Below are 3,395 nucleotides of genomic sequence, written 5' to 3' on the forward strand. Positions count from 1 at the left end.
TTAAGCTAGAGGCTTTAGTAGAGTTTCCAGAGGGAGCATCTCCGGAAACTCTGGTAGGTAGAAACTATACATACGGGCTTGAATTGAGTGATGGTATTAATTCAACTTCTGAAACATATGATTTCTCTGTTGCTGCAAACGCTCTTTCTTTCTCGGGAGGCTCGATTATCAACGAGGGGGCTTCCTCTATCGCAAGCATTAATAATCTTGTAACGGCCTATAATGCTGGTAACACCCTCGTTTGTAACCAAGTTGGTGACATAAGTTTAGGCCGTAGGGATGTCGACGGCGTGCATGTTTACCCTGCAGCTTTCCTTGTTGAATTAGAGGCACCTGTCTCAAAACGGACAACTGCTTATTATAAAACCACATCCAAATACAGCTCAGATCTGCGAGAAAGAAACGCCTCGAACATAGAGTATGCTCGCCCTGATGTTGATTATCGTTCAATTGCAGAGGGTGATGGTAAGGTAGTCTTTGAGGCTGGGCAGTCAGCCTGTTTTGTGTTGGTAGAGACAATTGATGATGGGATAATTGAGAGTAATGAGACCTTTGAAATAGAATTTACCTCGGTAGAAGGTGCGCTGATAGACATTGCTTCAGCAAATAAAACTATTGAAATTATCGACAATGAGCCTAGCGTAACAATGTCAAATATTGAAAGTGTAGGAAATGAGGGCTCCTCTTACAACATTCCCGTTAACCTACGGGCACCCTATGTAGCAGACGTTGAAATTGCTATTTATGTCGATACAGATAAAACAACAGCGGAGCAGTCTGATTATTTGCTTACCCCTGAAAACGGAGTTTTGCTGATTCCTGCTGGTAGTCTAAACGGGGCGATTTCCGTTGATATTCTAGAGAACGAAGATTTCGATGACGACTTAAGCGAAGATGAAAAAATAGTTATCCGTACAGATATTGAGGATATTATTGATGCAGAGCCAAGTGAGTTTATTATCAATGACTGGGTCGATAACGCAGTTGTTGCAAGAGGTGAAATTGGACAAGAGGCTGTAGATTTTACTATTGACTCAAATGGCCGTGTAATTTCCTTAATTTCTGACACTTCAAATATTAATAGCGTAATTACCTTGAGTTTGAGGCATCGTTCTGGCGATATTGCTTTAGTTGACGGCCTGTCTGACTTGGTCATTGCGCTTCCAGATACGAATCTTAAGCCAATATCAATTTCGACAAGTAAGGATGAAGTTGATCGAATAGTTATTGTGTACGAAGTGGAAGCGCAAAATGCTGATGGTTTTTTTGGACGCCGCGATTTTGGCGTTATGGTCTTGGCTGGGAGTGAATCCGGCGCGTTTGATGTCGAGTCTACTTCATATTATGGAAGCGAGGAAGATGATTTCATAAGCAGTACTCGCTTGTATGGTAAGGAATTGTACGTTTCGGGAAATACCTCTGGGTTCATGTTGAATGGTGAGCCTGCCGATATTGCGAATCGAGGCGGAGTCGACGGCTTTGTCTATAAAATTGATATCACTAACAATGCACCTGTTTGGTATCGCTTTGTTGGAACTGAAGAAGACGATGACATAAAAAGCATCGATGCGGGCAATCGAGACCTGATTTCGCTTAGCGGAATAAGAACGAGTTCGATGGATGGAGCTATTGGTTCACTTTCTGTAAGCACAAAGCTCACTCGCGAGAATGTAGATTTTCCAGAAATAAGTTCAAACCGTGATGATAATGTAAGGGTGATCAGATATGACTCTGACCTTTCCGGCTTTAGTGTGCTAGCTGATGGCCTTGGATTAGAGTACTCAACCACAGGTGTGACAAGCTCGTTAACCAGGGATGTGGTGGTTTATAGTTATGATTCTGCTTTTAATTCGACTGGTTATACAGAAATTTCTTCATCCGGGGCTGATGTTGGTGTCGCGATGATAAATACTGATGAAGACGACTTGCTTATTGTCGCAGGACAAACTGATGGTCAGTTTTCTGATCAAACCAAACTTGGTGGTGATGATGCCTTTGTGACGGTACTTGGCAGAGAGGGAGCCGGATATTCACAGATTGGGCTTGTGCAATTTGGTTCAATACAAAATGACAGAGTGATATCACTTAAGGAGTATAGTGATAGTAAGTTTCTTGTGTTGTGGAGTGAAATGCAAACTGACCCTGGGCAGGAGACTTATAGGATATCGGCGTTTTCTAATAGTGGCGAAATGTTGTCCTCGCCACTATAGCGTTTCACAATGATAAAGTGGTGCTCAGAGGCTATAAGCGCCTTTTAGTAGCATTCTCAACTGAAGCTTTGTCTTGTCTGCTTCTTTCGTGCGTTCGGTCTTTGTGGCGTCCAGGCAGTTGCCGCCCATCTGAAAAACAATCGTTACCATAGCTTCCGCTAAAGCGTTGCGCGTCTGATAATCCAAGGCGGCTTTGTTTGTTCCTTCTATCGCGCGCACTTTAAGATATTCTTCAAGCTCAGTAACAACGTGTCGAATTTCCAAATTAATCGCAGATCTAAACTCTTGAGAGTTACCAGTATGCTCCCGTAACAACAAACGAAAGTGGTTTGTGTTGCTCATAAGGTATTCAATAAAGGTATCGACAGAAATATCAATTGCAGTGCCTTGTTCTTGAATTCTGGAGCGAGCCTTTCTAAGAAGTTGGCGTAATGCTAAACCTGCCTCTTCGACCAAGGCTAAACCAAGGTCGTTCATGTCATCGAAGTGTCGATAGAAGGAGGTTGGTGCAATACCCGCCCCACGTGTTACCTCACGCAGACTGAGCCCGGAATAGACGCGCTCGGGACTCAATAAATCTAGAGCACTATCTAATAAAGCTCTTCGTGTTTTTTGTTTCTGCTCAGAACGTTTTGTCACAGCTACTTTTCTCAGAACAATTAATAATTTAGCGTATTCGATAATGATAGCACTAACAATTAGTCTTGTGGGCGTAATCCACTCATAATTAACGATAATTAGCTATCGCCAGTGCGGCCTAAGTATCAGCTAGATTAACCTGCGCTCATTTTATTCTTGGATAAGTTATTTAATACCTTGCGGGTAGTGCATGGTGAATTTAATCTGTTGAAATATTGCGTTTCTGCCGCACATCGTCAATGCCACCTGCATTTGTAACTCTGCTATACCCGGCTGCAATCAAAGCATTCTTCGCTTTTTCCGCGCGCACACCCCTGGCGCAATAAACAACAATCTCAGTGTTTTTGTCGGGATACTGCCGGCTAACTATAGGAACGATTTCGTTGTGGGTGGCACGTAGGTCACCATCTATATGGTCGAAAGTGTGTTCAATTTTACTTCTCACGTCGATCCAGACAGGGTCTGCCAATATGATATTGGAGCCAAAGGTGGCAAAACATAGTAATACTAGGCGGAATAAATAGGATGGTAATCTCATAGCTTTAA

Annotated in this window: 3 protein-coding genes; 1 reads left to right on the forward strand and 2 read right to left on the reverse strand. The window is 42.8% G+C overall.

Features of this window, described 5'->3' with window-relative positions; translation table 11 throughout:
* The coding region (locus A3757_RS16070) for a Calx-beta domain-containing protein (protein ID WP_156506359.1) at window positions 1-2,210 on the forward strand (2,210 nt) is incomplete at its 5' end.
* A gap of 24 nt (window positions 2,211-2,234) precedes the next feature.
* Here the strand turns inward: A3757_RS16070 and fabR are convergent.
* Window positions 2,235-2,849, reverse strand: a complete 615-nt coding sequence (gene fabR / locus A3757_RS16075; RefSeq protein WP_068508482.1) for an HTH-type transcriptional repressor FabR — start codon at window positions 2,847-2,849, stop codon at window positions 2,235-2,237.
* A gap of 199 nt (window positions 2,850-3,048) precedes the next feature.
* A partial coding sequence (locus A3757_RS16080) for a rhodanese-like domain-containing protein (RefSeq protein ID WP_231878298.1) occupies window positions 3,049-3,395 on the reverse strand: 347 nt, incomplete at its 5' end.

The organism is Oleiphilus sp. HI0117, assembly GCF_001635235.1.